General features: G+C 63.4%; 11 protein-coding genes. 9 read left to right on the plus strand and 2 right to left on the minus strand.

Annotated features, from left to right (window positions below; genetic code table 11):
- The first annotated feature begins 16 nt into the window (after positions 1-16).
- From secB to AC6H0N_RS12270, 3 genes are read left to right on the plus strand one after another with little or no spacing between them, the layout of a single operon-like run.
- A complete protein-coding gene (secB, locus tag AC6H0N_RS12260) occupies positions 17-475 on the plus strand; it encodes a protein-export chaperone SecB (RefSeq protein WP_497574394.1) in 459 nt (152 codons plus the stop codon).
- A 2-nt stretch (positions 476-477) separates the two neighbouring features.
- Positions 478-930 (plus strand): SH3 domain-containing protein, encoded by a 453-nt coding sequence (locus AC6H0N_RS12265; protein WP_497574395.1) that lies wholly within the window; start codon positions 478-480, stop codon positions 928-930.
- Between the two features lie 4 nt (positions 931-934).
- Positions 935-1,927 (plus strand): NAD(P)H-dependent glycerol-3-phosphate dehydrogenase, encoded by a 993-nt coding sequence (locus AC6H0N_RS12270; protein ID WP_497574396.1) that lies wholly within the window; start codon positions 935-937, stop codon positions 1,925-1,927.
- Between the two features lie 10 nt (positions 1,928-1,937).
- On the opposite strand, the gene AC6H0N_RS12275 is transcribed toward AC6H0N_RS12270, so the two are convergent.
- Both AC6H0N_RS12275 and AC6H0N_RS12280 read right to left on the minus strand, forming a co-directional pair.
- Positions 1,938-2,402 carry a tRNA (cytidine(34)-2'-O)-methyltransferase gene (locus tag AC6H0N_RS12275; RefSeq protein ID WP_497574397.1) on the minus strand — a complete coding sequence of 155 codons (465 nt, stop codon included), beginning with the start codon at positions 2,400-2,402 and terminating at the stop codon, positions 1,938-1,940.
- Positions 2,403-2,418: 16 nt separating this feature from the next.
- Positions 2,419-3,123, minus strand: coding sequence for a double zinc ribbon domain-containing protein (locus AC6H0N_RS12280; RefSeq protein ID WP_497574398.1), 705 nt, complete (start codon positions 3,121-3,123; stop codon positions 2,419-2,421).
- 108 nt (positions 3,124-3,231) lie between these two features.
- Between AC6H0N_RS12280 and bioB the strand changes: the two genes are divergently transcribed.
- From bioB to AC6H0N_RS12310, 6 genes are all read left to right on the plus strand, one after another.
- Complete coding sequence (gene bioB / locus AC6H0N_RS12285) at positions 3,232-4,173, plus strand: biotin synthase BioB (protein WP_497574599.1); 942 nt, start codon at positions 3,232-3,234, stop codon at positions 4,171-4,173.
- A 38-nt stretch (positions 4,174-4,211) separates the two neighbouring features.
- Complete coding sequence (locus tag AC6H0N_RS12290) at positions 4,212-4,865, plus strand: pyrimidine 5'-nucleotidase (protein WP_497574399.1); 654 nt, start codon at positions 4,212-4,214, stop codon at positions 4,863-4,865.
- A gap of 135 nt (positions 4,866-5,000) precedes the next feature.
- Complete coding sequence (locus tag AC6H0N_RS12295) at positions 5,001-7,166, plus strand: peptidase domain-containing ABC transporter (protein ID WP_497574400.1); 2,166 nt, start codon at positions 5,001-5,003, stop codon at positions 7,164-7,166.
- A gap of 5 nt (positions 7,167-7,171) precedes the next feature.
- Positions 7,172-8,440: a glycosyltransferase family 4 protein gene (locus AC6H0N_RS12300; RefSeq protein ID WP_497574600.1), complete on the plus strand. Its 1,269-nt coding sequence runs from the start codon at positions 7,172-7,174 to the stop codon at positions 8,438-8,440.
- On the plus strand, positions 8,428-9,369 hold the full coding sequence (locus AC6H0N_RS12305; RefSeq protein ID WP_497574401.1) for a hypothetical protein: 942 nt from the start codon (positions 8,428-8,430) through the stop codon (positions 9,367-9,369). Before AC6H0N_RS12300 ends, AC6H0N_RS12305 begins: the two co-directional genes overlap by 13 nt.
- Positions 9,366-21,968 (plus strand): SPM autocatalytic domain-containing protein, encoded by a 12,603-nt coding sequence (locus tag AC6H0N_RS12310; RefSeq protein ID WP_497574402.1) that lies wholly within the window; start codon positions 9,366-9,368, stop codon positions 21,966-21,968. The genes AC6H0N_RS12305 and AC6H0N_RS12310 overlap by 4 nt, the downstream gene beginning before the upstream one ends.
- Positions 21,969-22,091: the final 123 nt, after the last annotated feature.

Raw genomic sequence — 22,091 nt, forward strand, 5'->3', positions numbered from 1 at the left:
CTTCAAGACCAGGACAATGACCGAACAAGCCCAACCCGTCTTCTCGATCGAAAAAATCTACGTCAAGGATCTCTCGCTGGAGATCCCGCACGCGCCGCAGATCTACCTGCAACTCGACAACACCAAGCTCAACATCGAGTTCAGCACCACCGGCAAGAACGTCGAGGACGGCATCTACGAGGTCGTTCTGGTGGTCAATGTCTCTGCCAGCGTGCCCGACGGTCGCACGGTGTTCCTCGTCGAAGTCGCCCAGGCCGGCATCTTCCAGCTGCGCAACATCCCCGAAGCCGAACTCGAGCCGGTGATGATGATCGGCTGCGCCAACGTGCTCTTCCCGTATGCGCGTGAAACCGTGTCCGACACCCTGACCCGCGCCGGCTTCCAGCCGGTGCTGCTGCAGCCGGTGAACTTCGAGGCGCTGTACCAGTCGCAAAAGCAGCAAGGCGCCGCCTCCAACGACGAACAGGATCAGTGATCATGAACAATCGCACCCTCCGCAGTCTGGTCCTCGCCTCCGTGCTGGCTCTGTCTGCAGCGGGCGCGCAGGCGGCCCTCAAGTTCAGCTCCGTCGCCGAGTCGGCGGTGCTCTACGAAACGCCCTCGGCACAGGGCCGCAAGCTGTTCATCGTCTCCCCGGGCACGCCGGTGGAAGTCGTCGTCGAGCTCGAACAATGGGTCAAGGTGCGCGACCCGAGCGGCTCGATCAACTGGATTCAGCGCAGCGCACTGCGCAACGAGCGCACGGTGATGGTCAATACCGAAAAGGCCGTAGCCCGACAGTCGCCGGAAACCAGCGCGGGCATCAGCTTCGAGGCTGTCCGCAATGTGGTCCTCGATCTGGTCGGCGAGCCGAGCGACGGCTGGATTCAGGTTCGACACAAATCCGGCACCGTCGGCTATCTCAGAGTCACCGAAGTCTGGGGGCTTTGATCTGATGCGTATCGGCGTATTTGGCGCCGGCTCGTGGGGCACGGCGCTGGCCGTGGCCTTTGCCCGCGCCCACGACGTCATCATGTGGTCGCGTGAAGCCGACCAGATCGAGGAGATGGGCCGGGCGCGCCGCAACGAAGCCTACCTGCCCGGCGTCGACTTCCCCGAGCGCCTGCAGGTCACGCCGGATTTCGACGTCGCCGCTCGTCACGCCGATCTGCACCTCATCGCCACGCCGCTGGCCGGCCTGCGCAGCACCGCGCGGGCTTTGCGTGCCGGCCACCCTGACATCCCGATGATCTGGGCCTGCAAAGGCCTGGAGGCCGACAGCGGCCGCATGCCGCATGAAATCGTCTTCGAGGAAATCGGCGCGGACGCCCCGTGCGGCGTGCTCACCGGCCCCAGCTTCGCCGCCGAAGTCGGCGCCGGCCTGCCCACCGCTGTGACGCTGGCCTCCGCCAACCGCGACTTCGCTGACTTCTGGGTGCGTGCGCTGCACCAGCCGCGCTTCCGCATCTACGCCGGCTCCGACCTGATCGGCGCCGAAATCGGCGGCGGGCTGAAGAACGTCATCGCCATCGCCGCCGGAGTCTCCGACGGCATGGGCTTCGGGCTGAACGCACGCGCCGCGCTGATCACACGCGGCCTGGCCGAGATCACCCGCCTCGGCGTCGCGCTGGGCGCCCGCCCCGAAACCCTCACCGGCCTGGCCGGCATGGGTGACCTGATCCTGACCTGCACCGGCGACCTGTCGCGCAACCGCCGCGTAGGGCTTGCGCTGGCGCGCGGCGAAAGCCTGCCCGACATCCTGAAAAATCTGGGGCACGTCGCCGAAGGCGTGCCCACGGCCCGCTCGGCCGCCAGCCTGGCCAAGCGCATGGACATCGAATTGCCGATCACCGAGGCTATCGACGCACTGCTTCACACCGATCACATCGGCCCGCGCGAAGCCGTCGAACGCCTGCTCGGACGCGAACCCAAGCACGAGCACGACTGAGCCAAGCGCCCTAGCCTGCGCCGGCAAACCCCTGCTGACGCCACGCCTCGAACACCAGCACCGCCGCCGTATTGGCCAGATTCATGCTGCGGTTCGACGGCATCATCGGAACGCGCAACACCGCATCCGGCCCCAGCTCGTCCAGCAGTTCCTGCGGCAGTCCGCGCGTTTCCGGCCCGAACACGAACACGTCGTCCGGCGCGAACGCCACCTCGGCGTAGCTGCGTGTTCCACGCACACTCAGGGCAAACATGCGCCGCCCGGCCAACGCTGCGCAGCAGGCCGCCCAGTCGCGATGCACGGTCACACGCGCCAGATCGTGATAGTCCAACCCTGCGCGCTGCAACTGCTTGTCGGAAAGATCAAAGCCCAAAGGCTCGACCAGATGCAGGCGGATGCCCGTATTCGCCGCGAGGCGGATCAGGTTGCCGGTGTTGGGGGGAATTTCAGGCTGGTACAGAACAACATCAAACATCTGGCTCTCTCGTAACTCAGCGCGCTGCAAAGGTGCGCGCGACGACGATATTTTCCACGCGAACAGCCCCCGCGCGCTTGAGTTCACGCGCCAGCGCCTCCAGCGTTGCGCCGGTCGTCATCACATCGTCGACCACCAGCACGGACATCCCTCCGAAGCGTTGCGGGTCGGCGGCGAAGGCACCGCGTACATTGCGCCGCCGCGCCAGCCCGTTCAGTGAAGCCTGCGGTGGGCCGTCCCGTGTGCGCTGCACCGCATCCAGCCACAGCGGCAACCGCCAGGCTCGCGCCAGCGGCCGCGCCAGTTCAACGGCCTGATTGAAGCCGCGCTCGCAAAGCCCGCGCCGATGCATCGGCAACGGCACGACACAATCCACTGCGTCCGGCCGGCCTGCGTTCAGCAGAAGCCCGCTAAAATACGCTGCGAGCCCCAGCCGGTGACGATACTTCAGCGCCTGCACCAGGCGATCCACCGGGAAGTCGTAGGCAAGCACCGCACGACTGGCGTCGAAGCTCGGCGGGCGCCGCAGGCAGCGCCCGCACACACCGGCGGTCGGCAAGGGCAAGGCGCACACCACACAGGCCGGTTGGGCGGCGCCCGGCAGATCGCTCACACAATCAGCGCAAACCGGCTCGTGAGCACCACGCACGCCACACACCTCGCAGGCTTGTGGCAAGACAAGTGCGGAAAGGGACTGCAGGAATCGCGACCTGTTTGACAAGCGAACCCCCTGACCGGAACATGCGCCACTCGCGCAGAATTGGCAAAGGATACTGAAATGACAACGGGATTGGCAGAACAGACCGAGGCAAGCGCCTCCGCAGCTCAGATGGCACCGGCCCGCCGCTGGAGCACCGCTGACGTCGCCGCGCTGTTCGAGCGCCCCTTCCTCGATCTCGTCTTCGAAGCACAGAGCGTGCACCGCCAGCACTTCCCGGCCAATGCCGTGCAGCGCTCAACCCTGCTGTCGATCAAGACCGGTGGTTGCTCCGAGGATTGCGGCTATTGCTCACAGTCCTCGCGCTACGACACCGGCCTCGAAAAAGAGAGCCTCATGCCGCTGGACGAAGTGCTCGAACACGCCCGCGCCGCCAAGGCCAAGGGTGCCTCGCGCTTCTGCATGGGTGCAGCCTGGCGCGGCCCGAAAGACCGTGACCTGGAGCCGGTGCTCGACATGGTGCGCGAGGTCAAGAAGCTCGGGCTTGAAACCTGCGTCACGCTGGGCATGCTGCGCGACGGCCAGGCCGAGAAGCTCGCCGACGCCGGACTCGATTACTACAACCACAACATCGACACCGCGCCCGAGTTCTACGGCAACGTGATCACCACGCACAAGATGTCCGACCGTCTCGACACCCTCGACAAGGTGCGCGATGCCGGCATCAACGTGTGCTGCGGCGGCATCGTCGGCATGGGCGAAGGTCGCCGCGGGCGCGCCAGCATGATCGCCCAGCTCGCCAACATGAACCCGGCGCCCGATTCCGTGCCCATCAACAACCTCGTGCCGATTCCCGGCACGCCGATGGCCGGCAATGAATACATCGACCCCTTCGAGTTTGTGCGCACCATCGCCGTGGCCCGCATCACCATGCCCGGCAGCGTCGTGCGCCTGTCGGCCGGCCGCCAGCAGATGAGCGACGAGATGCAGGCCCTGAGCTTCATGGCCGGCGCCAACTCCATCTTCTACGGCGACCGTCTGCTCACCACCGACAACCCCGAAGCCAACCACGACGAGCAACTGTTCCAGCGACTCGGCCTGCAGGCCATCTGACCGGTCTCGCGCGGGCCACACGGCCCGCGCTCACCCGCATGCACCCCGTCTGGCTGTTCGACCTCGACAACACGCTGCACAACGCCAGCGCCCACATCTTCCCGCACATCAACCGCAGCATGACGGCCTATCTGGCCGAACATCTCGGCGTGCCCGAAGACGAAGCCAACGCCTTGCGCCTGGCCTACTGGCAGCGCTACGGCGCCACGCTCACCGGCCTGATGCGCCACCACGGCACCGACCCGCGCCACTTCCTGCGCGAAACCCACCGCTTCGAGCGCCTGCACGAGATGATGGTGTTCGATCGCGCGCTCTCGGCCATGCTGCGCCGCCTGCCCGGCCGCAAGATCGTGTTCTCCAACGGCCCCGTCGAATACGTCGAGGCCATCGTCCGCGCCATGGGCATCCGCCGCCATTTCGACGACGTCTTCGCCGTCGAACACATGCGCTTCGAGCCCAAACCCGGCGTGCGCGCCTTCCGCCATGTGCTGCGCGAGCACCGCTTGCGGGCCGAACGCTGCATTCTGGTTGAGGATTCCCCAGCCAACCTGCGTACCGCCAAGCGGCTGGGAATGAAGACGGTTCTGGTAAGCCGCGGGTTGAAGCAGCCGGCCTACGCCGACGTCAAAATCGCTTCCGTACTGGAACTGCGCCGCGCCTACGGCCGGCTGATCTCGCCTCTGACCTTTTGACGCTGCAGTAGCAGACATCACTTCAGAATCGGCTGATGTTCTGTCCGCCGATGAATAGTGCACAGTATTTAAATGACATTAAACTAATTCATACGCATACTCAGCACCTCTCTTAAAATCTGAGGTGCATAAAGCATGCGCAGCGCCCAGCCGGCCCAGCCTCACGCACCTGAACACTCCATCGAAGCGGATGCGCTGGTATGGGTGGTCGGCAGCCTTGCGGGGCTGTTCCGGCGCCCGTTCGATGCCACGCTGATCCGCAAGCGCTGCGCCCCGCCGTTCGACCTCCCGACCCTCATCGAAGCCCTCGAAGATCACGACCTCAAGGCGCGGGCCGTGGCCTGGCCCGATGGCGAGTGGCACGGCCTGCCAATGCCCGCGGTGGTGTTCATGCAGCCGGCGGGCGGGGGCAACGAACCTGCCGCCCCCGCCCCCGCGCTCGTAGTGAAGAGCGACGGCCACACGCTGGCCGTTGTCGAGCCCGGTCAGAAAGCTCCCGTCACCCTCTCGGTTGAGCAGCTTCGCGCACGCTGCACGCCCTGGCTGCTGCTGGTGGCGGCAGCCGATGCTCCTGAGACGGAGGCCGCCCTCGAACCCGACAAGGCCAGCCGCCAGCCGGCCGCCTTCGGCTTCAAGTGGTTCATCCCTGAGTTGCTCAAGCACAAGTCGATCTGGCGCGACGTACTGATCGCCAGCCTGACCATCCAGGTGGTCGGCTTGGCCACGCCGCTGTTCACCCAGGTCATCATCGACAAGGTCATCGCCCACCAGACCCACAGCACGCTGATCGTGCTCGGCGTGGCGCTGTTTGCTTTCATGATGTTCTCGGCCGGCATGACCTGGCTGCGCCAATACCTCGTGCTGCACACCGGCAACCGCATCGACGGTGTTCTGGGCAGTCAGGTATTCCGCCACCTGCTGCACCTGCCGCAAGCCTGGTTCGAGCAGCGCCCTACCGGCACGCTGGTCGCCCGCATGCAAGGCGTCGAAACCCTGCGCGAGTTCGTCTCCGGCGCTGCCGTCACGCTGCTGCTCGACATCCCCTTTCTGTTCATCTTCCTTGCGGTGATGTTCTTCTACAGCTGGCAGCTGTCGCTGATCGCGGTCGGCATCCTGCTCGCCATCTGCGTCATCAGTCTGCTCGTCGTGCCCGTGTTCCGCCAGCGCCTCAACCTGCAGTTCCTGCTCGGCGCACGCAACCAGTCCTTTCTCACCGAATACATCTCGGGCATGAGCACGGTCAAAAGCCTGCAGATGGAGCCGGTGGTCGACAAGCGCTTCGGCGAATACCTTGCGCAATATCTGGCGGCGGGCTTTCGCACCCGTCAGTTGGGCAACACCTATGGGGTGGCGTCCAACACGCTTGAACAGATGATGACGCTGTCGATCCTCATCTTCGGCGCACTCATCGTCATGCAGAACGAAGGTTTCACGGTCGGCATGCTGGTGGCCTTCCAGATGTTCGCCTCGCGGCTGTCGCAGCCGCTGATGCGCCTCGTGGGCCTGTGGCAGGAATTTCAGCAGGCCAGCATCGCCGTCAAACGCCTCGGCGACATCCTCGACATGCCGCAAGAACCGCACTCGCTGGTGCCGCAACGCACCGCCACCGCAGCCGGCCGCATTGCTTTCGAGGATGTCGGCTTCCGCTATGCCGACGAGGCACCGTGGCTCTACCGCGGTCTCAACATTGCCTTCGAGCCCGGCCGGCTGACCATCGTCACCGGCCCTTCGGGCGCCGGCAAGAGCACGCTCGCCAAGCTCATGCTCGGCTTCCGCCTCGCCCAGGAAGGCCGCGTATCGCTAGACGGCAAGGACGTACGCACCCTTGCCGCCAACGAGCTGCGCGCCGCCTTCGGCGTGGTGCCGCAGGAGACCGTGCTGTTCTCGGGCACCGTCTACGACAACCTCATCATGGCCCACCCGCACGCGGGTTTCGACGAAGTGGTTGCCGCCTGCCGCGCCGCCGAAATCCACGAGGTCATCGAGGCCCTGCCCAAGGGCTACCAGACCGAACTGGGCGAGCACGGCGTGGGCCTCTCGGGCGGTCAACGCCAGCGCATCGCCATCGCCCGCGCGTTGCTCAAGCAGCCCAAGGTGCTGCTCTTTGACGAAGCCGTATCCAACCTCGACCACGCCACCGCCGAGCACTTTGCCCAGACCATCAACCGCCTCAAGGGCAAGGTCACCATGATCTTCATCACCCACCAGATCCCCAAAGGGCTGGCGGTGGATGCCATCGTGCCCGTGGGCCAGGCGGCCATATCGGCCAAACGCCCTCCCGCCGGGGAGAGCCAACCGTGAAGCCCATGCGCGTACTGTTCATCCACCAGAACTTCCCCGGCCAGTTTCGCCACATCGCCCGCCACCTGGCGGCGCAGCCCGGGTTCGATGTCAAGGCCATCGGCCTGCGCGCCGCGCCCGGCCTACCGGGCATTCCCCTCATTCGTTACCAGCCCCACCGCGGACATTCCGCGGGCGTTCATCCTTACGCCCGCCCCCTCGAAGCCGGCGTACTGCATGGCCAGGCCGTCGCCCGCCTGCTGGTCCGGCTGCGCGAACAAGGCTGGCAGCCGGATGCAGTCGTTGCCCACCCCGGCTGGGGAGAATCGCTCTTCGTTAAGGACGTGTTCCCCAACACGCGCCTGATCCACTTCTGCGAATACTTCTACCGCGCCGACGGCGCCGACACCGGCTTCGACCCGAATGACGAAGTCACCCTCGAAGACCGCGCCCGCATCCGCAGCCGCAACTCCCTGCATCTGCTCGCGCTGGACGCCTGCGACGTCGGCATCTGCCCCACCCGCTGGCAGCACTCACTGCAACCGGCCGAATACCAGCACAAGCTGCACGTCATTCACGAAGGTATCGACACCGAGCGCCTGCTCCCCGACTCCGACGCAATCTTCGAACTCCCCGACGGCCGCCGCCTCACCCGCGCCGACGAGGTCGTCACCTACGTCGCCCGCAACCTCGAACCCTATCGCGGCTTCCCCCAATTCATGCGCGCCCTGTCGCAGCTGCAGCAACAGCGTCCGCACACCCACGCACTGATTGTCGGCGGCGACGACGTCAGCTACGGCAGCCGCCCCAAGGACGCCCCCAACTGGCGCGAAAAGATGATGCGCGAGGTGCCGCTCGACCCCGCCCGCACCCACTTCACCGGAAAGCTGCCCTACGCCCGCTACGTCAGCGCGCTGCAGGTCTCCAGCGCGCACGTCTACCTCACCTACCCATTCGTGCTGTCTTGGTCGGTGCTCGAAGCCATGGCCTGCGGCTGCGTGGTGGTGGGATCGGATACGCCGCCGGTGCGGGAAATCATTCAGCACGGGGTGAATGGGTATCTGACGGACTTTTTTGATAGCGATGCGCTGACGGCACGCATTGGCGCAGCGCTACAAGCCCGTGGTGAACAGGGGGCAATACGCCACCGGGCGCAGCAAAACGTCACGCAGAACTATCGGGTCGAGGCCGGTTTGCGCAGCTACCTTGCCCAGATGACTGCTGCCCCCGCCCCATTCCACCTCGCTACGCCGCGCTCCAAACACGCCACCGAGGGCCCGCAATGCTCGAACTGATCGGCCTGGACAACATCTTCCGGTGGGTCGGCAACGCCTACCTCATCGTCGGCTTCGCGCTGGCTGCCTTGGCGGCATGGAAGCTACGTGGCTGGCCGCTGAAGATTCTTGTCCCAATCTCAATCCTCTCGCTGTTCCTGTGGCCGCCCGTGCACCGAACGATTGAGGCCCGCGCCTTCACCGAACGCCGCGCAGAAGCGGTCGCACGCATGGACGAGCTGTGCAAGAACGCCGGTGAGTTCATCCACCGCACCGCCGAAGGCGTGGAAGGACTGTTCCTGATCAAGCTTCGGCCCACGGATTACAGCGAAAGAGATCAATGGGCGGTGGACCCGTATGGATACGACGGAGACGAGATTTGGTCGGAAAAATTAGGCGAAATAACTGGCAAACCGCGCCACCGGGTGCCCAATTCCTACGTCTCCTCGTTTCTTCACCCGCGTGACGAATCCGGCGCGTTCGTGCAGGACCCCAGGCAGTACCCCACTCCGCGGTACGTCTATGTCGACCTGATCGATCCGACCGACGGGGTGCGATATCGCTACACCGGCTACTCCTATGTCCCGGAGCACCTCATAAACAACCCGAAATACACCGGCAGCTATAGGAAGTTCGAGCTCAAGCGTGAGCCTGTCACCGCTGACATGCCCTTGCCACGCTACGGCGTGACCTTCGACGACATCAACGAACACGAAGACCGCGCGCGCTGGTGGATTGCCGGCAGTTCGCTGCGCGTCATCGACCTCGAAACCAGTGAGGTCATGGCCGAGCGCATTACCTACCTGATGGACTCAGAGATTGGCGAGGGCAGACGCAACTGGACGACGATCCGGGCCTATGGACGGATGTGCGACTGGATTAAGCCCGGATTCTCGCCGACTCGCAGTTTCACGGTGAAAGTACTTAAACCCATGGAGCACAGGCAATGAGCAACCCCATCGAAACGTACTTGAAGTACTCCCATGTACAAATGGCGGCGGAAGCATTCTTGCAAGCTGGGATCGCCGGAAACGACTACGAGCGCGCCCTCCTGCTCGGCAATGGATTCAACAGCAAATTCACTCCGCCCCTCGCTGCGGAGTTCATCGCCAATTGGGAAGTCGTCGCCCATCAGCCGAACACTACTTCCGGGTTCTCCGGGACGCTTTTTCGCGGCATTGGCGACGACAACTCCGGCGAACTCGTCCTCTCCTTCCGCTCCACCGAATTCATCGGCGATGCGATGCGCGACAGCTTCATGACCAACCGGGGAGTTTTCGAGCACGGCTGGGCATTCGCGCAGATCGCGGACATGCGCGAATGGTTCGAAAGCGATGCTGTACAGGTGGCTTTGGGCGTCAGCCCAATCGCGGTGACCGGCTACAGCCTGGGCGGACATCTGGCCAATGCGTTCAACCTGCTATATCCGGCACGCGCGGTGGCCACCTACACCTTCAACGGCGCAGGCACAGGGCTCGTACAAGGATCACTGCATGACGCAATTGCCCGTTTCGAGAGTGTGGGGCGCAACGTCGGGGGCAATGCCGCGCTGTTCGACCATCCGGAGGTGAAAGCACTGTATGAAGAGCTCGTTGCCCGACACACCGTCGGAGGCGAGTCGGGCCTATTGACCACGAGTGACCAGTCCCGCGCGCACAACCTCATCGGCTGGATCTCAGACCCTACCCGACGCGAGCAAGCGGTGGGGCTGCACCGCGCGATCGCAAACGTAATCGAATTGCAGAATGAGAATGCGCGGGTAAACAGCTTCATTGACCCAGAGTGGCGCAAGACCCTTGATCAGATCGAGGGAGTGGGGCTCGACTACTGGCTCGGTGTTTTTTATGCCGAGCAGATCACATCCAGCACCAACGCTGCCGCGCCATTCGAAACCCAACGCGACACCAAGGGAAGCCCTTTTGCAGGCCCGGTGTACAACCTTTACGGGCGTGAAACTTCCAATCCGCTTGGAAATCCTTCGGCCGTGGCCAATTCGCAGATTCATTACGGCATGGATGTGCCCGTGTTCATCGAAGGGCAGCCGCTTTATCGGGGCAACGTCACCGGAGGGGTCTGGGACGAGACCGCACTGCGTGACCTCGCCACCCTGGATTTCCGCCTGCTGGTGCCCGATCCGGAAAACAACGACTTCGCCGACACGCACAGCCTCGTGCTGCTCGTAGATTCCCTTTCGGTCCTCGATGTGCTGCACAGACTGGCGCCGACAGCGACCATGGCGCAATTCGAGGCACTGCTTTCGGCCACGACCGCCGACCGCGCCGCACAGAATGTCGGTACCCAAGGTCAGGCGGAGGGCCGCACGCTGGAAACGATGGTCGACTGGCTGAGCACGGCGCTGACCGGAAACGATCCGAAACTGCGCGAGACCTCCGACCTGCTCCAAAGCAACACCTGGCACGACGTCAGCCACCGCGAACAACTGCACGCACGACTCGATCAACTTCGGAAGCACATCGCAGACCATCCGAGCCTTCGTCTCATCAGCCTTCTGGATTCTTCGGTTGATGCTGCAGCGAAGGCCGACGAAGCCGGCACGGAGGCGCTGGCCTATCGCTACGCCCTGCATGCGCTTATGCCTTTCGCAATATTGGGGGTGGACTATCGGGCACGATTCGCAAATCAGGAACTCGACCTGTATGACGCCGAAACAGGCAACGGCTCGCTGACCAAGGAGTGGCTTCAGGATCGCACTCGTCTGATGTCTGCTGCGCTCATGACGCGACAGGAGAATCTGCAACCAGGATTGCTTGGCTGGCCAACCTGGTCGCCTCGAACCGGGGGGGACACCTACTTTGTGGATGCCGACTCCGAAATTGACGTGCTTTCAGCAGCGGTCAACCCGGAGGAATCCGGCATCGATCTAGCGAAGGTGGCTCACGTTAGGTTCGGCTCCAAATCGCAGAGCGACGAAATTTCCGGCGGTGAGAAGAATGATCGCCTCTATGGCGCCTCCGCCAACGACACCCTGACCGGCAATGCCGGCCACGACTACCTCGAAGGCGGCGCAGGCAACGACCGCCTGGATGGCGGCGAAGGCAATGACACGCTCTTTGGCGGCGCGGGCGACGACGTGCTCATCGGCGGCAACGGCAACGATCTGCTGATAGGCGGCACGGACCACGACACCTACGTATTCTCCGGCGACTTCGGCACCAACATCATCGACGACGCCGACGGCAACGGCTCGGTGGTGATCAGCGAGTTCACGGTCCGCGAACTGAGCGCCAAAGAGGGCCAGCCGGGGCTGTATGAAGACGCAGATGGCAAGGTGCGCGCCTTCCACGACGCCGGCAGCACGAGGCTGTTCATCACCTCCCTGATGCCCGGTCATACCGGCACGATCATCATCTCCAACTGGACCGAGGGCCGGCTCGGCATCTCGTTGGGGCTGGAGGAAGAAGAGGAAACACCACCTTCCAACCAGATTGTCGGCGACATCAACAAGAAGATCGTCCTCAACTCTGATGGTGAAGACGAATACGTCCGTTCCTCCACCGGCTATGCGGCCGACGAGGAAAACCCCACTGAAGGAAACGCCGCCGACATCCTGCTCGGCACCTCGGGCAACGACCACATCCTCGGCCTGGGCGGCAACGATGGCATCAATGGTGGCGCGGGCAACGACCTGATCGAAGGCGGAGACGGGGATGACCTGATTTACGGCGGCGGCGGAACCGATACCCTGCAAGGAGGCATGGGCAACGATTACCTTCTTGGCGGCTACGGAGCCTCGTTCCAGCGGCCGACAGAAACCAGCTATGTCTGGCGACCAAATGCCAGCCATGCGGTAGTAACCAGCGGTTTCTCCTGGGGGGTGGGGCAGCCCCCGGGAGAAGCTCCCCCGGTCATCTATCCGATCTCGTCTGCGCTGCCCGCCGACAACCCCGGCGTACGTGTCTATGGCGACGGAGGTAATGACTTCATCACCGGCGGCACGGGCAACGACACGTTGTATGGCGGCGCAGACAATGATGCCCTCTATGGCATGCAGGCGCACGATCTGCTCTTCGGCGACGACGGACACGACTATCTGGTCGGCGACGGCCATCGTGCGCCCAGCCAGTACGGGTACACGCCTGTACAACACCACGGCAATGACACCCTGATCGGCGGCGCTGGCAACGACACCTTGATCGGCCAAGCGGGAGATGACTTCCTGTTTGGTGGCGACAATGACGACCGTCTTTGGGGGGATGCAACCATCGACCCCGAGACAGCGACCTGGATACCGCTCGAAACCCATGGCAATGACTTTCTGGACGCCGGCGACGGCAACGACCAACTCATTGGCGGCATGGGGCACGACACGCTGTACGGCGCGGACGGCAACGACACCTTGTACGGCGACGTCGACAGCGACACCGAGGCACACCTGCATGGCAACGACTACCTTCACGGAGGTGACGGCAACAATGCGCTGATCGGCGGTTTCGGCAATGACACCCTGATCGGCGGCAAAGACGACGATTACCTTGACGGCGGCGTAAACGGCGCGTCGGCCGAAGGCGTGGACGACAACGACTCCCTTGAGGGTGGAGCAGGCAATGACACCTTGCTCGGTGGCGACGGCGACGACACACTCATCGGCGACAGCGGAGACGATCAGTTGGGCGGCGGCAAAGGCGACGACCGGCTCGACGGCGCGGCGGACCACGACAACCTGTTCGGCGGTGAGGGCAACGACACCCTCTACGGCGGCAGCGGCGACGACTACCTTGATGGCGGTGACGACGACGACCTGCTCATGGGTGGTGCAGGCAACGACACCTTGCTTGGCGGCGCGGGGAACGACACGCTCATCGGCGGCGGCGGACTGGACCATCTGAACGGCGGCGCAGGCGACGACACCTACGTGTTCAATGCCGGCGACGGCATACCCGCGGCGCAGGGCGGTGGCCTAGTGTTCAACAACATTGTCGACGCCAGTGGAAGCAACACGCTGCTACTTGCCTCCGTCAGCAGCCTGAGCCAGATCCGGACGCAACTCGTGGGCAGCAACCTGGTGCTGCAATACGGTTCCGAAGGTATCTATATCACCAACGGCGCAAGCGGCGCCGTCTCGACCTTCCGACTGGCAACGGGCGAAGAGTTCGGTCTGCACACCTTCCTGCAGGGCACCATGGAAACGCCCCCCCTGCCTCCGCCGTCTGAAGGCGGCAATGGCGGCGACAATGGCAGCGCTGGCGGTGGATTGGCGCTGACCGGCGATGAAAGCGGCAACGTTCTCGTTGGGGGTAGCGGCAACGACACACTGATCGGCAACGGCGGCAACGACACACTGATCGGGGGTGACGGAGACGACCTTCTGGTCAGCGGCGACCCCTACTACGACGGCAGCTATTACATACCCGAGCCAGACATTGCCCGACTGCATGGAGGCAAAGGGTTCGACACCTACCGCGTGGGCGCGTCGGGATACGCCGTTATCAATGATGAGGATGGACAGGGGCAGGTGATTCTTAACCTACCCGGTCTCGGCAACTTCCGACTGACAGGTGGCATTGCCCTGCCCGGCACCACCAACGAATTCTTCGGCCCGCACGGGATCAGCTATCGGCTCGACGGCACCACCTTGCAGACCAACTTCGGCATCGCCATCGTCAACTTCAAGAACGGCGATCTGGGCATCCGCCTGGGCGACCTTTTTGGAACGGACAGCGGCGGAAGCGGGAGTTCCGGTGGTGGCGGCGGAAACTCCGGCGGCGGAGGCAATGGTTCCGGTAACGGCAACTACAGCGGAGCCGTCATCAACGAAATCCGTGATCAGGCAGGCGTCGCTTCGACCACTCCGTCGCCCGTCATCCTCGACCTTGACGGCAATGGTATCCAGACAGTCGGGCTATCCGCCGGAGTACATTTCGACCACGCCGCCGACGGCTTTGCCGAGCGCAGCGGCTGGGTCGGCAACGGTGATGGCCTGCTCGTTCGCGACCTCGACGGCAACGGCACGATCGAATCCGGGCGCGAGTTGTTCGGCTCCGAAACCCTGCTCACCAACGGGCAGAAAGCAGGTCATGGCTTTGAGGCCCTGGCCGAGCTGGACGCCAACGGCGACGGTCGGATCGACGCACGCGATGCGGCGTTCAACCAGTTGCGCATCTGGCGCGACACCAACGCCAACGGCATCACCGACGAAGGAGAACTGCTGACGCTGTACCAGGCCGGGGTGCAGAGCATCAACGTTGCCTACTCCGACTCCAACCACGTCGATGCCCACGGCAACGCACACCGGCAGATCGGCAACTTCACCACGCTGGACGGCCAGACGCGCGTGGCGGCGGACGCTTGGTTCCGATCTGACTCCACGCACAGCATCCCGACCGATTGGATGGATGTCCCCACGAATGTGTCCTCGCTGCCCTACGTACGCGGCTTCGGAAAAGTGCCAGATCTGCATCAGGCCATGGCACTGGACGAGACGGGCAAGCTGACAGAACTCGTTACCGCCTTTACTCACGCAGAAAGCGCCGCCGAACGCGATGCGCTGCTGACGTTGATCATCTACCACTGGACCGGCGTTCAGGATGTCGACCCGTTCAGCCGCGCCGCAAAAATGCTCTACGACAATCCCATCGGCGACGCGCGCAAGCTCGAAGCCCTTGAGGAATTCCTCGGCGAGGAGTGGGTTGGCATCTGGTGCTGGGGGGAGCCGGACCCCAATCCGCACGGACGATCAGCACCCGTACTGCTCGCCGCTTGGGACAAGCTAAAGGCAATGGTGCACGGCGAATTGATGGCCGGAAGCCACCTTCAGGGGCTCTTCTCGCAAGTAACGCTGAGCTGGGACGACGAAACCGAGCAGTTTCTCGGCGATTTGTCTGACGTGGCAACCACCCTGACCCTGAAGATTCAGGAAGACCGCGACGCGGGCCTGACGGAACTGGAAGAGTTCGTTCAAGCCCTCAAGGGCCTTGGCTGGCTCAGCCATGTCGACGTGGCTGGGTTCGAAGCCGCACTGCTGCCAGCCGATGAAGACGTTGGCCCGGTTTTCGATGCAGCACTGTCTGACTGGACGACAAACCGCCCGACATCGGGTGCGGACCGTCTTCACGGCACCGATGCCGACGATTTCATCCACGGCCTCGGAGGCCACGATACGATCGCCGGCCGCAACGGCGACGATGAACTCCGCGGCGGTGCAGGAAACGACCGGCTCGACGGCGGCGCAGGCAATGACATCGTGATCGGCGGCACCGGCAGCGACACCTACGTGTTCGGGCGCGGATACGGTCACGACACGATCATCGAGAACTCCCGGGGCCCGGGAGAAATCGACCGCATCGAGCTTCGGGCAGGAGTTCTCCCCGAAGACGTGAAACTGTCACGTGTACGCAACCCGCAAGACTGGTGGAGTACCGACGATCTGGTGCTGAGCATCCGTGATACCGGGGAGACGCTCACGGTCAAGCTCCATTTCTATGTGGGCAGTGGCAGCGCCATCGAGGAAATCGTTTTTGCCGACGGCACCGTATGGGATGCCGAAACCATTCGCTTCAAAGTACTTGCCAGTGGCGAAGGCGGCCATCTGCGTGGCTTTTCCGGGCAAGACAATCTTCTTGTCGGTGGGTCCGGGGACGACACCCTGGAGGGTAATACCGGCAACGACACGCTGATCGGCGGCGCAGGCAATGATCTGCTGATCGGCGGCCGTGGTTCGGATATCTATCGGCTGGGCCTGGGTGATGAGCAGAACGTGATCATCGAGAACTACGATCCGGGCAGCACTGATGCCCTTGAACTTGGCGAAGGCATTGCACCGGACGATGTCGCGCTCCGCTGGACCATGCAAGGGCATATGGCATTGACCTTGGATGATGGCACCGCTCTGCTTGTTCTTGATCAGACGGACTGGAGATATAGCAGTTCTGGTCTGGAGGAAATCCGGTTTGCCGATGGCACGATCTGGGATGCCGCGACGATGGCGGCGCGCGCCGTCATGGGAACGGGCGGGGACGACAAAATCATCACCGGCCATGACGATGAGACGCTCGATGGCGGCACAGGCGACGACCGTTTCAGCAGCTTCATTCACTATGGCAACAACACCTGGCTCTTCGGCATCGGCGATGGCAACGACACCATCGTTAGCGGCATGGGGCGTATCCTCTTCAAGGAAAACATCGATCAAAACAGCGTCACGTTTTTCCGTGATGGAAACGATCTGATCGTCACAATCACGGTCAGCGGAGATTCGATCCGGCTCAAGAACTGGGACGACTGGGGCGGCTGGGGCGGAGCCCAGATCGGGAGTTTCGAGTTCGCCAATGGTGCCGTGCTGAACGCCAGCGACGTACACACATTGCTCAATACCGCTCCCGACTCGGAGGTCCTGTTCGGCTCGCCCGGCGACGATCACCTCACGGGCTCGGCCAGCTACAGCACCATCCATGGCCGGGAGGGTGATGACATTCTGGTCGGCGGAAGCGGGTACAACGAGCTGTATGGCGAGGCCGGAAACGACACATTGATCGGTGGCCCCGACGAAGACTACTTATCCGGTGGCGACGGTGACGACGTGCTCGACGGCGGCGCAGGCCGGGACGGCCTATACGGCGGCGCGGGCAACAACACCTACATCGTCGCCCCCGGCACCGGGCTGGATACGGTGTATCTGAAATCCGCGGAGACGGCGAACGACACCGTGCGGTTCGCGCCCGGCATCACCCTTGACGACGTTACCGTGCAGATGGGTGACCCGAACTACTACGCCCCTCAGGATGGCGATGTCGGCCACCAGGAGATGGTCATCGGCATCGGCGGTGACGATGCGCTGGTCATCCGGCTAGATCAATGGACCAGTGGCGATCTCGGCCGCAGTTCGATCCGGCGCTTCGTCTTCGACGACGGCACGGAACTGACGCTGGCGGACATGGTTGCGCTTGCCGACGAGGGCGTCATGGGATACCAGCCCATCTCCATCGAGAATCAAAGCACCATTCCAATCCATCTGTTCGGCAGCGCTGCCGACGACGACATTTACGCCTACAGCTGGAATGCAAAAGGCTCCTTCGCAGTCAGCGCCGGAGCCAACAATGACTATGTTCAGCTCAGCAATGGTCACGACATCGTCTCCGCTGGCAGTGGGAATGACGATGTGCATGGTGGCGGCGGGGACGACATCATTGCCGGGGAAACCGGCAATGACCATCTGGTGGGCGGCTACGGGGACGACGTTTTCTGCTTCAACTACGGCGACGGCCATGATTGGGTGGAGGCAGGCGACGGGGTCGATGCGCTGTCCTTCGGCATCGACATTCTGCCGTCAATGCTGTCCGTAGCGTTTGCGGACAACCAATTGGTGATTCTGGTAGATGGCGGAACCGGCGGCTCGATCACGCTGGAAGACATCCATGCCGAAAACATGCTCGGCGACCTGGAACGCATTCAATTCATCGATACAGCAGGTCATACACGCATTTTCGACTTCACCGCATGGCTTGCGTCCAACGAAGCTGCCATCCTCATGGCAACGCCGGAACAGCCGCTGGCCTTTGACGGCGGCACGTTCGAAATTACCAGCACCGTTGCCCCCGCAGGGGAGCAATACGCCATTGCCTACGCGCAAACCGGCAACCTATTCGCAAGGCCTGCTTTGCCCTCCGAGGCACCCACGAATGGAGACGACGTGTTGTACGGAACACGCTCGGACGACGTCATCCATGGCGGGGACGGCAACGACATCCTGCTGGGTCTGGACGGCGACGACGAGCTGTACGGCGGAGCGGGCGACGACCTGTTGTTCGGCGGCTGGGGCGCGGACACTCTGCGAGGGGGAGCGGGCCACGACCAACTGTATGGCCAATGGGACGGCGATACCTACATCTATCACCTCGGCGACCAGCAGGTGATCATCGACGACGACCACCGTCCCTTCAATCAAAACGGCTACGGCGAAGAATGGAGAGCGTACGACTGGGAGTATGGCGGGGACGGATACGAAGGCTCGGTTTCGTTGTTCGACGATGCTCCGAACATTATCGTCTTCGGAGATGGCATTCACGTCGCAGACCTGCGTTTCTCTGAACGCAATGGCGACCTCGTCATCGAGATCGCCGGCCACCCGGAAGACCGCCTGATCCTGCGTGGCTATGCAGCGCACCGCGCAACCCTTACCCGCTCGATCGATGTTTTCCGCTTCGCGGACGGTACCGAAATCGCTGCGGACGGAATCGAGGTCAGTGGCGTCGTCCAGCACGGCGGCGATCACGATGCCTGGCTGTACGGAACTCCCTACGCTGACACCCTCGTTGGCGGCACGGGCAACGACTACTTCAACGGCGATGACGGCTCAGACCTGCTGGTCGGCGGCGCCGGGTCGGACACCTATTACATCCACCGCGAAGACCCGCAGGCACGGGTGGAGACGACCATCGTCGAAGCCTGGCGCCCTCAGGACACGAACCGCCTGGAGCTCTCTGGCGACATCGACCCCGCGGCTCTGTACCTGGAGTTCGACGGCCGCGATCTCACGCTGCGGCTGGCCGAGGATGGCGGCAGCGTGCGCTTCGCCGGTTTCGATCCACGTGATCCACACATGCCGGCGCCGGTCGATGAGGTATGGCTCTGGTTCAACGACGAGGAAGTCGTTCTGAGCTTCACCGACCTCCTTACACGCGGCATCCGCTACGGCGAGCACACCGATGACGCCTACGCGGTGAACCTCGGCGACGGGGTGGTCACCATTGTCGACTCCTCCACACCCGATGCCGGCAACGTCGTGCGCTTCGGCCCCGGCATCGTCATGGAGGCGCTACACGACAAGCTCTCCTTCGCGCCCGACGGCGAGGGCGGCCACTTCCTGCTGATCCACTATGGCAACGAGGGCGACGTGCTGCGCCTGTCCGGCTTCGATCCCCAGGACGTGCTCGGCGGCGGACATGCGGTGCAGACCTTCGTCTTCGACGACGGCACGGCCGTCGACTACGCCACGCTCGCCTCCTGGGGCTTCACCATCGAAGGCGACGGCGCGGACAACGTCCTCACCGGCACGGATCTGGAAGACCGCATTCATGGGCACGACGGCGACGACACCCTGTACGGTGGCGCCGGCAGCGATCTGTTGTACGGCGGCCTCGGCAACGACGTGCTGATCGGCGGCGCAGGCGACGACGGCTATGTCTTCAACCGCGGCGACGGCATCGACACCATCATCGACAGCGGCGCCGAGGACTTCAACTACATCCGCTTCGGGCCGGACATCACCGCTGACGACGTGAGCCAGGAATGGGATGGAACCACCCTCGTGCTGCACTACGGCGCAGGGGACGCGGTGCGCATCGAGAACTACCGCGGCACGGACGGCGCCAACCCGGTCATCCTCGCCATCGTCTTCGAGGACGGATCGGTGCTGTCGTTGACCGAGCAGACCAACCGGGCGCCTTACGCCGCGCAGCAAATCATTGCGCCCGAAGCCCGCAGCTCGCAGTTCTTTACGTTTGCCATCCCGGAAGGGGCATTCATCGATCCGGATGCGGCAGACCACCTGCGATTCAGCGCCCGGCTTGCCAATGGAGCACCACTCCCCGCGTGGTTAAGCTTTGATGGGGCGACGGGGGGGTTTTCCGGCACGCCTAACCATAGCGACGCCGGACAGTGGAACGTGATCGTTAAGGCTACGGACCACTTTGGTCTGACCGCCGAGCAAATCTTCACCCTCATGGTTAACGCCGCCCCACTCGCACAGTCCGACGAATCCAGCGCCATCGAAAACACCCAGCTACCCGCTACCGGCAATGTGCTGGACAACGACGACATCGGCGGCGATGGCTGGGGGCCGAACGGGCCACGACTTGTCGCGGTTGAGTATGGCGGTGGGACCTACGTTTTCGACGCGGGCAATACGCTCTTCACCGTCGAGACCGCGGCCGGTGTGATTGAAATCCATGCCAACGGCGAGTACGCCTTTACCCCGCTGGGCAGTGTTGCCGACGACGTCAGCGATTCGATCCGCTACATCATCGAGGACGCCGACGGCGATTCGGCCAGCGCGTTGCTGCACCTGACAACCACGGACAGTAAGCCCGTGGCTCACGATGACGTCGCCCAAGCCCATATCAAGGGTGTGACGACACCGGGCGAAACAAGCACCACCACCGCGATCCTGGCCACTTTCGAGTCAAGCTCGGTCAGCTCGTCGAATTACACCCCTTGGATTTTCGACACCTCGGGCACGCCCGGCTCCACCGCCACTGTCGTTACCAACACCAACCCGGTACAGGTCGCCGGCAACGTGTGGGGGCGCAGCAGCGGAAACAGCAACGCAAATGTCAGCGACAACGACGAGGATGCCTTCAGCGGCAAGCGGCTGGTGATCCGCGACCCGAACGCGTCAAGCAACAGCAGCGTTTCGGTCGCCACGCCGCAATTCACCGTCGCTGCGAACCAGACTACCAGCTTCGTATTCGACGTGATCGTCGGCCTGATTGAGGAAGGGGACGACCTCGACGAGTTCGAGATTCCCGATCGTGGGGACTCTACCAACAACGACCGCTTCACTTACAGCCTTTACCGATATGAGGCCGGCACGAGTCAATGGTCGCTGGTCGAAGGCGCAGGTGGAGAGTTGCTGGGCAGAGACGATCGCGGTCGACACACCGGTATCGCCATCAGCGGTCTCGGCCCCGGCACCTATCGCGTAGCGTTCAACGTCAACGATCGCTCGTCCAGCGACGATTACGAAGACGATTTCGCGGTTGCCATCGACAACATCCGTGTGGTCACGAGCATCAACGCGCCGGAAATCACTGAAGTACAGGTCACGCCGGCCAGCGGCAACGTGCTCGCCAACGACGACCAAGGCTACGAAGGAGCGGTTGTAAGCGGCGTCAACGGCCAGGCGGTGACCGCCGGAACCTTGATCGCCGGCGACTTCGGCACGCTCCAGATTTCCGCCAACGGCGAATGGACCTACACGCCATTGGCCGATGTCGCCAACGTCGGCGCGCAGGACATCTTCGGCTATACGCTGACCCAACCGGACGGCGACAGCAGCACCGCCCAACTCGTGATCTCGCTGACGGACGGGGATGAGCCCAACGCTTCAGGCGCGATGTCCAATAGCAATAATGATGACGGCCCCTACTATCTCGCCAGCGCAGGTTTCATGCCGTCGGGCCCTTCGTCCAACCTGAGTGAGTTCAGCGTACAAGCCTCTTCCAACGCAAGCAGCGATGAGGGTGATGAGAGCCACGAAGATCACGAGAGTGGCGAAAATCACGATCGCCGGCGCCGCCACCGGAGTTCAGACAAATCCTCCGACGTGCCGGAGGCCGCAAGCGCGAGCGCCGAATCCGGGTGGGCAGAAGTCGCTGCAGCCCTGCAACGACTGGCCGCCTCGGACGGTAACCGCGCATTGTGGGACGACGTACTCAAAGGCGCCCGCCCGCCAGGCCTGTGGGGCGTGCCGTCCAATGCGAACTCAAACTCCGCCAGCGGGTACGACCCGATAGCCGCCGCCTCTTCAGCCGCCGCCAAGCTGCAGGGCTTCTCGGGCATCAACGAAGGCTTCAGTCAGATGGGCAGACTGTAATGCCCCGGAAAAGGCCTCATGCAGGCAACGGCCAGACCCAATCGCAGAGGGCGGCACCGCCGCCCTCTGCGCGAAACGCTATCCTGCCGCGCCACCCCGCGTTAGCGGCGCACACCGACGCGC

The organism is Pseudazoarcus sp. NS34 (assembly GCF_059703725.1).

Excerpts from the sequence above, each read along its gene's own strand:
- secB (WP_497574394.1), top strand. The coding sequence starts at position 17 with ATGACCGAACAAGCCCAACCCGTCTTCTCGATCGAAAAAATCTACGTC.
- AC6H0N_RS12270 (WP_497574396.1), top strand. The coding sequence starts at position 935 with ATGCGTATCGGCGTATTTGGCGCCGGCTCGTGGGGCACGGCGCTGGCC.
- AC6H0N_RS12295 (WP_497574400.1), top strand. The coding sequence starts at position 5,001 with ATGCGCAGCGCCCAGCCGGCCCAGCCTCACGCACCTGAACACTCCATC.
- AC6H0N_RS12300 (WP_497574600.1), top strand. The coding sequence starts at position 7,172 with ATGCGCGTACTGTTCATCCACCAGAACTTCCCCGGCCAGTTTCGCCAC.
- AC6H0N_RS12305 (WP_497574401.1), top strand. The coding sequence starts at position 8,428 with ATGCTCGAACTGATCGGCCTGGACAACATCTTCCGGTGGGTCGGCAAC.
- bioB (WP_497574599.1), top strand. The coding sequence starts at position 3,232 with ATGGCACCGGCCCGCCGCTGGAGCACCGCTGACGTCGCCGCGCTGTTC.
- AC6H0N_RS12275 (WP_497574397.1), bottom strand. The coding sequence starts at position 2,402 with ATGTTTGATGTTGTTCTGTACCAGCCTGAAATTCCCCCCAACACCGGC.
- AC6H0N_RS12310 (WP_497574402.1), top strand. The coding sequence starts at position 9,366 with ATGAGCAACCCCATCGAAACGTACTTGAAGTACTCCCATGTACAAATG.
- AC6H0N_RS12265 (WP_497574395.1), top strand. The coding sequence starts at position 478 with ATGAACAATCGCACCCTCCGCAGTCTGGTCCTCGCCTCCGTGCTGGCT.
- AC6H0N_RS12290 (WP_497574399.1), top strand. The coding sequence starts at position 4,212 with ATGCACCCCGTCTGGCTGTTCGACCTCGACAACACGCTGCACAACGCC.